At 59.4% G+C, this 7,479-nt stretch carries 6 protein-coding genes; 3 read left to right on the top strand and 3 right to left on the bottom strand.

What is annotated here, in order from left to right; translation table 11 throughout:
- On the top strand, positions 1–302 hold a 302-nt coding region (locus tag ACNKW1_RS13485), incomplete at its 5' end, for a restriction endonuclease subunit S (protein WP_418365112.1).
- Positions 289–3,297, top strand: a complete 3,009-nt coding sequence (locus tag ACNKW1_RS13480) for a type I restriction endonuclease subunit R (RefSeq protein WP_418365111.1) — start codon at positions 289–291, stop codon at positions 3,295–3,297. The genes ACNKW1_RS13485 and ACNKW1_RS13480, both read left to right, overlap by 14 nt.
- Positions 3,298–3,399: 102 nt before the next feature.
- On the opposite strand, the gene ACNKW1_RS13475 is transcribed toward ACNKW1_RS13480, so the two are convergent.
- From ACNKW1_RS13475 to ACNKW1_RS13465, 3 genes are all read right to left on the bottom strand, one after another.
- Entirely contained in the window at positions 3,400–3,711 is a 312-nt protein-coding gene (locus ACNKW1_RS13475) for an STAS-like domain-containing protein (RefSeq protein ID WP_418365110.1), read from the bottom strand.
- On the bottom strand, positions 3,705–4,553 hold the full coding sequence (locus ACNKW1_RS13470; protein WP_418365109.1) for a hypothetical protein: 849 nt from the start codon (positions 4,551–4,553) through the stop codon (positions 3,705–3,707). Before ACNKW1_RS13470 ends, ACNKW1_RS13475 begins: the two co-directional genes overlap by 7 nt.
- A 178-nt stretch (positions 4,554–4,731) precedes the next feature.
- Positions 4,732–5,838, bottom strand: a complete 1,107-nt coding sequence (locus tag ACNKW1_RS13465) for a site-specific integrase (protein WP_418365108.1) — start codon at positions 5,836–5,838, stop codon at positions 4,732–4,734.
- A gap of 315 nt (positions 5,839–6,153) precedes the next feature.
- Between ACNKW1_RS13465 and ACNKW1_RS13460 the strand changes: the two genes are divergently transcribed.
- Positions 6,154–7,380, top strand: coding sequence for a tyrosine-type recombinase/integrase (locus ACNKW1_RS13460; protein ID WP_418365107.1), 1,227 nt, complete (start codon positions 6,154–6,156; stop codon positions 7,378–7,380).
- Positions 7,381–7,479 lie beyond the last annotated feature (99 nt).

Raw genomic sequence — 7,479 nt, 5'->3', positions numbered from 1 at the left:
ACCAAGCCTGCGCAGCGATTTTTCCAAGCGAAGATTTTGACCCATGGTTTGTGTATTACTACTTGGCTAGTAAATACCAGTCACTCCGTGCGATGGCGCAGGGCGCTGCACAACCGAATCTGAATCTGGCGATGATCAAAGGATTCGTAATGCCGACACCGGCACTGGAAGATCAGAAAGCAGCAGTGGCTGGCATTGACACGTTGGTACAAGCGAGGGCTGAGATTCGGCGCCGATATGAGCAGGCAGCTGAAATGAAGCGCAAGTTCTTGGACCGGGAAATCTGCAATGTCGTTCACTGAATCCAATACCGTTGAAGCCTACGTCCTCGATCTACTCACCAACGAGGTCAAGGCGGGTCTGACGAACACGGCTCAGGAGCCTCAAGCCGGCTACGGCCTTGGCCGCAAGGGCATCGGCTGGCACTTCGCTACTCCCGCCGACATCCCCCGCCAGCCCCACGAACTCCTCGTCGAACCTTGGCTGCGCGACGCCCTCATCCGCCTCAACCCCGAAATCGCCGCCCGGCCCGATCTGGCCGATGAAGTCCTCTACAAGCTGCGCGCCATCGTGCTGTCGGTGCGTTCCGACGGCCTGATCCGCGCCAACGAGGAAATGGCCGCCTGGATGCGCGGCGAGCGCTCGATGCCCTTCGGGCCGAACAACGCGCATGTGCCGGTACGGCTGATCGACTTCGACGACCTGGCGCGCAACGACTTCGTCCTGACTCGTCAATTCACCTTCCGCGCCGGCCCCGCCGAGCGCCGCGCCGACCTGGTGCTGCTGGTCAATGGCTTGCCGCTGGTGCTGATCGAGGCCAAGACGCCGGTTAAGAAGTGCATCAGCTGGGTCGATGGCGCGCTGCAGGTGCATGAGGACTACGAGAAATTCGTCCCCGAGCTGTTCGTCTGCAACGTGTTTTCGGTGGCGACCGAGGGCAAGGAGTTCCGCTACGGCTCGATCGGCCTGCCGGTTAAGGACTGGGGGCCGTGGAACCTGGATGGCGGGACGGACGATGCGCGCGGCCAGACGCATCCGCTGAAGTCGCTGCGGCAGTCGGTGGAAAGCATGCTGCGGCCGCAGGTGGTGCTCGACATCCTCGCCAGCTTCACGCTGTTCGCCACCGACAAGAAGAAGCGCCGCATCAAGATCATCTGCCGTTACCAGCAGTACGAGGCGGCCAACAAGATCGTCGAGCGCGTGCTGGCGGGCCAGCCGAAGAAGGGCCTGATCTGGCATTTCCAGGGCTCGGGCAAGTCGCTGCTGATGGTGTTCGCGGCGCAGAAGCTGCGTATGCACCCGCGGCTGAAGAACCCCACGGTGCTGATCGTGGTGGACCGGATCGACCTCGACACACAGATCACCGGCACCTTCACCGGCGCCGACATCCCCAACCTGGAAAAGGCCGACTCGCGCGAGAAGCTGCAACAACTGCTGGCGCAGGACGTGCGCAAGATCATCATCACGACGATCTTCAAGTTCGGCGAAACGCCAAACGGGAAAGCCGGGGCGCTGAACGAGCGCAGCAACATCATCGCCCTGGTCGACGAGGCCCACCGCACCCAGGAAGGCGACCTCGGCCGCAAGATGCGCGAGGCACTGCCCAACGCCTTCCTGTTCGGTCTCACCGGCACGCCGATCAACCGCGCCGACCGCAACACTTTCTACGCCTTCGGGGCCGACGAGGATGAGAAGGGCTACCTGAGCCGCTACGGCTTCGAGGAGTCGATCCGCGATGGCGCCACGCTGCGGCTGCACTTCGAGCCGCGGCTGGTGGACCTGCACATCGACAAGGCCGCGATCGACGAGGCCTACAAGGACCTGACCGGCGGCCTGTCCGACCTCGACCGCGACAACCTCGCCAAGACCGCCGCCAAGATGGCGGTGCTGGTGAAGACGCCCGAGCGCATCCGCCGCATCTGCGAGGACATCGTCCAGCACTACCAGAGCAAGGTGGAGCCCAACGGCTTCAAGGGCCAGATCGTGACTTTCGATCGTGAGTCCTGCCTGCTGTTCAAGGCCGAGCTCGACAAGCTGCTGCCCGCCGAGGCGACCGACATCGTCATGTCGGTGCAGCCGGGCGACCGCAAGGAGCGCCCCGAATACGCCCGCTACGACCGCAGCCGCGACGAGGAAGAGCGCCTGCTCGACCGCTTCCGCGACCCAGCCGACCCGCTCAAGCTGATCATCGTCACCGCCAAGCTGCTCACCGGCTTCGACGCCCCCATCCTGCAGGCGATGTACCTCGACAAGCCGCTGCGCGATCACACGCTGCTGCAGGCGATCTGCCGGGTGAACCGCACCTATTCCGAGCAGAAGACCCACGGCCTCATCGTCGACTACCTGGGCATCTTCGACGACGTGGCCGCCGCCCTGGAGTTCGACGACCAGAGCGTGAAGCAGGTCATCAGCAACATCCAGGAGCTGAAGGACAAGCTGCCCGAGGCGATGCAGAAATGCCTCGCCTTCTTCCCCGGCGTCGACCGCAGCCAGCAAGGCTATGAAGGCCTGATCGCCGCCCAACAGTGCCTGCCCAACAACGACACCCGCGACGCCTTCGCCTCCGAATACAGCGTGCTCGCGCGCATCTGGGAGGCACTGTCGCCCGACCCGATGCTCGGCCAGTACGAGACCGACTACAAGTGGCTGTCGCAGATCTACCAGTCGGTGCAGCCGTCGAGCGGCCACGGCAAGCTGATCTGGCACTCGCTCGGCGCCAAGACCATCGAGCTGATCCACCAGAACGTGCATGTCGACACCATTCGCGACGACCTCGACACCCTGGTGCTCGACGCCGACCTGCTCGAAGCCGTGCTGTCGAACCCCGACCCGAAGAAGGCGAAGGAGATCGAGATCAAGCTCAAGCGCCGGCTGCGCAAGCACCAGGGCAATCCGAAGTTCAAGGATTTGTCCGAGCGCCTGGATGCGCTCAAGGAGCGCTTCGAGTCCGGCCAGATCAACAGCGTCGACTTCCTCAAGCAGCTGCTGCAGATCGCCAAGGAAACCCTGCAGGCCGAAAGGGAGACCCCGCCCGAGGAAGACGAGGATCGTGGCAAGGCCGCGCTGACCGCGCTATTCAACGAGGTGAAGACCCCCGAGACCCCGATCATTGTCGAGCGCGTGGTGGCGGACATTGACGAGATCGTGCGCCTGGTGCGCTTCCCGGGATGGCAGGGGACGCAGGCGGGCGAGCGGGAAGTGAAGAAGGCGCTGAGAAAGGCCTTGTTCAAGTACAAGCTGCACGCGGACGAGGAGCTGTTCGAGAAGGCGTTCAGTTATATCCGGCAGTATTACTGATAGAGCCATTTATGGGTTTAATTAGAATATTGGTTGATCTTCTATTTAGGTGAAATAGGTGGGGCTTTTTGTCCTGGTTTAAGATGACCGGCTTGCAGGGGGTTATTCGCTGGAGTCTTTCTGGTTTGCACGGCGAGATACCTCAAAAGAGAATCTTGTTCTGATCATGTCGTTAATTTGGCGAGATGTTTCTTTAAAGAAAAGATGTGTTTTAAGATATTCAAAATCGAAGTGCTCGAGCAGTGATATTAGCGCGGTGTTTGCAAAAGACGAGGGGATAACGTCGATTCCTTTAAAGGATAGCTCTACCAACTCGCCTTTTTTTAGTAAAGGGTAGATGTGTTGATGAATCTTATCTCCATCTTCGTTTGTGTAGCAGCGAGGGGAGATTCTCACTACTTCAATTTTCACCATTCGAAAACCTCATCTTCATCTTGGTCTTCAAAGTAAAAAAACTGATCCGTTTTGAAAGTTGCCTGAAGAAGTGTTCCGGGGTAGTGTCCCGAGCTAGTTCTTGCCGTTTTCTTTGCTTTTCTTCCTTCTTGTGTGCAGCTTAGTATTCCACTGCCGGAGTGAATAATCAGGCTTCCGCCGTTGTTTTGGACGACGTTCTTTATAAGAATGTCTAGCCCGGCTCCCCGGTTGTTCTTTCCGGTTCTTGTCGTGAAACCCTCCTGTGATGCCAGCTTTATGCACTCTCCATCGCTTAATTTTGGGTCAATCTTCTGAACGTTGGATGGAATGCCAACGCCAAAGTCAGATATTGCAATCTGAAGCTCCTTTTTCTTTGGGTAGTGCTGTCCGAAAATGCAGCCGATGTCTTCACTCGAGTGGTCTTTGATGTTGTTGAATATCTCTTGAAAACACACTTTTATGCTTGCAAGTGACGTTTTTTTTGTGCCGACAATGTCAGAGATCCATGGTATCAGATCGCTTTCGATCCAGCTAAAGCTGTTCTTGTGGGAGACCAAAGTTAGCTGAGCTGTGGTTGACCGTAAGTGCGCTCCGCCTTTAAGCGGTTTGCCGGTATAGCGTTCGAAGAAAAGCGAGTCATCAAGATAATTTATTGCGTCGACTGAGGTTGAATAGTTGCTAAAGTTGATGTCGCTGCCTGATTTTTTTGCAAGTTCAATGGTGTTGCTGAGAACAGTGACTCCTGTTGGCTCAATGAATTGAAGTCGACTAAAGTCTAGGTCTATTTTTGTTTCAATTAATTCGCCGCTGCTATCGATTATTTCAGAGATGAAGGGATACATCGTTTCCCTTGTAAAGCGATAAGGGAGGTAGATTTTCTTTCGGGGGCGGGTAAAGAGTCTATGAATCATTTCTGGCAGCAGTGTATTAGTGATGAATGTAGACTAAGAGCCGGTTCATAAGTAAAGATTCGACGTTGCGTAATGATGAGGACACGTACTACGCTTACGTGAGAGGGGGTCAATCGAGCCGCTTCGCCAAATCCTCTGCCCTCGGATGGTAGTACCTCATCAGCATCCGCGGATCCTTGTGTCCTGTGATCTTCGTCAGCTCGTGCATCGGAAAAATCGATGCCAGGCGCGAGGTCGCCTCGTGCCGAAGATCATGGAACCGCAGATCGGTCAGAAAGCGCTCGTCTGGCCGCTGCTGTGCTTCGCGGCACTCTTCGACGTAGAGCTTCCGCGCCCGCGCAACAGCGCGCTCGAACGCCCGCGTGACGGCATCGCTGCGGATGCTGAACACACGCCCCGTCACCCTGGCGTCCCGATTGGCACGCTTGTCGCGCAGGGTTTGCAGCGTGGCGACCGCCTTTGTCGATAGGGGCACGTCGCGGGCACTGCCGTTCTTCGTCGCTGGGAGGTGGGCGACGCGACGCTTGAGGTCGACGTGTTCCCAGCGCAGGTCGACGATCTCGCCCCGGCGCATTGCCGTCTCGACCGCCAGCCAGATGATCGAGGGGAGGAGGGTGGAGCCGGTGGCGGCGACGATGCGCTCGAGCTCACCTTCGTCGGCGCCGCGGCCTTGGTCTGCTTCGTCCGACGATTCGACGGTCGTTTGTTCGACCTCTGCGATACGCCGCGTACGCGCGTTGTTGGCTTGCGGCTTGCGCACCAGTTCGACGGGGTTCGACAAGCTCTCCATGCCCCACTCCTTGCGCGCGATGCTGAACAGATGGGACAACACGGCCAGCCGGCGCAGCACGGTGGCTGGTTTGTAGAGCTTGAGCCACTCGTCTCGAGCGGCGGCGACGTCGGTGCTGCGGATGGAGGCGAGGGCGCGCTTGGCGAGCTTCAGTGCGCGCCAGGTGCGGATGACGGAGCGTTCCGGCTCAGCCCCCTTCTTGCCGGGGAGGATCTCGTTCTCGTAGCGGTCGAGCGCTTCTTCCAGCGTGGTGTCCTCGGCCTCGCCGCGGCTGATCCACACACCGCGGGCCATCTCGGATTCGGTCATCGCCGCCCAGGCGTCGGCTTCGGCCTTGGTGTTGAAGGTCTTGTTCTGCGGTGGGTAGCCCTTGCGGCGGATCTGGACTTCCCACTGGTAGGGGCCGCGCTTGCGTATGGTTGCCATTCGTCAGTGTGACTTTCGATCGGAGTGTGGCAGTATTGTGGCAAATATGCGCTTATGACGCCAAGGGGCAATGATATAGGGACGGTGTTTTTGGATTCGCAATGCAGAGGTCGGGAGTTCGATCCTCCTTCGGTCCACCACGAACACTTCCAAAGTAGTCCGAGAAAGCCTGGAAACCCCAATGAAATCAAGGGTTCCGGGCTTTTTTACGTCCAGAGTAGTCCGAAAAGGTCTGGTGGAAGCCGGAAGTGAGTGGGGGTACAGTTGGGGGTATGAGGCGAAAGCCAGCGTACCCCCAGCCGGAGATACCCCCAAATGCCCCTGACCGACACGCAGATCAAGGCGCTCAAGCCCGAGGCGAAAGCGCGCAAGCACGCCGACGAGAAGGGTCTTTTTCTCCTCGTGACGCCGAGCGGCGGAAAGCTGTGGCGGCTCAAGTACCGGGTCGACGGCAAGGAAAAGTTGCTGGCCTTGGGGGCGTACCCTGAGGTGTCACTCAAGGCAGCGCGCGCTCGACGCGATGACGCAAGAGAACTTATCGCCGCGGGCGTCGACCCGAGCGAAGCGCGCAAGACCGAGAAAGCGGAGCGTATCGCTCAGGTCGAGCACACCTTCGAGGCAACCGCGCGCGAGTGGTTCGAGAAGGAGCGCGTGTCGTCTGGATGGGCAGCCGGCCATGCCGAGAAGGTCATCAGCAGGCTGGAGAAGGATGTGTTCCCCTGGCTGGGCAAGATGCCGGTGGCGGACATCAAGCCCATGGACGTGCTGACCTGCTGCCAGCGCATCGCAGATAGAGGTGCGGCGGATACTGCATACCGGGCGAAGCAGAACATCGGCCAAGCCATGCGTTACGCGGTCGCGACGGGACGTGCCGAGCGCGATCCGACGGCAGATCTCCGCGGAGTGGTGAAGAAACCCAAGGCGGAGCACTTCGCGGCGATCACCAGCCCGGCAGAAGTGGGGGCGCTATTGCGAACGATGGACGCCTTCAAGGGCACGCTCATTGTTAAGTCGGCGCTGAGGCTGGCGCCTCTGGTCTTTGTCCGTCCTGGTGAGCTGCGCGGAGCGCAGTGGGCCGAGATCGACTTCGAGCGCGAAGAATGGCGCATCCCTGCCGAGCGCATGAAGCGGCGGCGCGAACACATCGTTCCGCTATCTCAGCAGGCGCTGGCGATCCTCAAAGACCTGCACCCGCTGACTGGCCACCGCCAGCATGTGTTCGTCGGGCGAGACCCGAAGAAATCCATGTCCGACGCCACCATTAACGCGGCGCTGAGGCGCATGGGCTACGACACCAAGACCGAGATCACCGGGCATGGATTCAGGGCGATGGCGCGCACCATCCTGCATGAAGAGCTCGGTGTCGACCGCGATGTGATCGAGCATCAACTGGCGCACCGCGTACCGGATGCGCTGGGTGAAGCCTACAACCGGACGAAGTTTCTGAAGGACCGCAAGGCGATGATGCAGAAGTGGGCGGACTATCTCGACCGGCTGAAGGCCGGCGCGGACGTTATCGCGCTGCCAAACAGGGCGGCATGATCGCCTGATTTGAGTTCTGCCGCGCCTAGGCCGATGCTGATCCCAGCGGCCGAAAACCAAGTTCCCTTGCTGGGCTGACGCGGCACCCACACAAGGGCT

The sequence above is a fragment of the Thauera sp. WH-2 genome, from assembly GCF_048321015.1.
Taxonomy (GTDB): domain Bacteria; phylum Pseudomonadota; class Gammaproteobacteria; order Burkholderiales; family Rhodocyclaceae; genus Thauera.
This window is presented reverse-complemented; position numbering and strand designations above follow the sequence as displayed.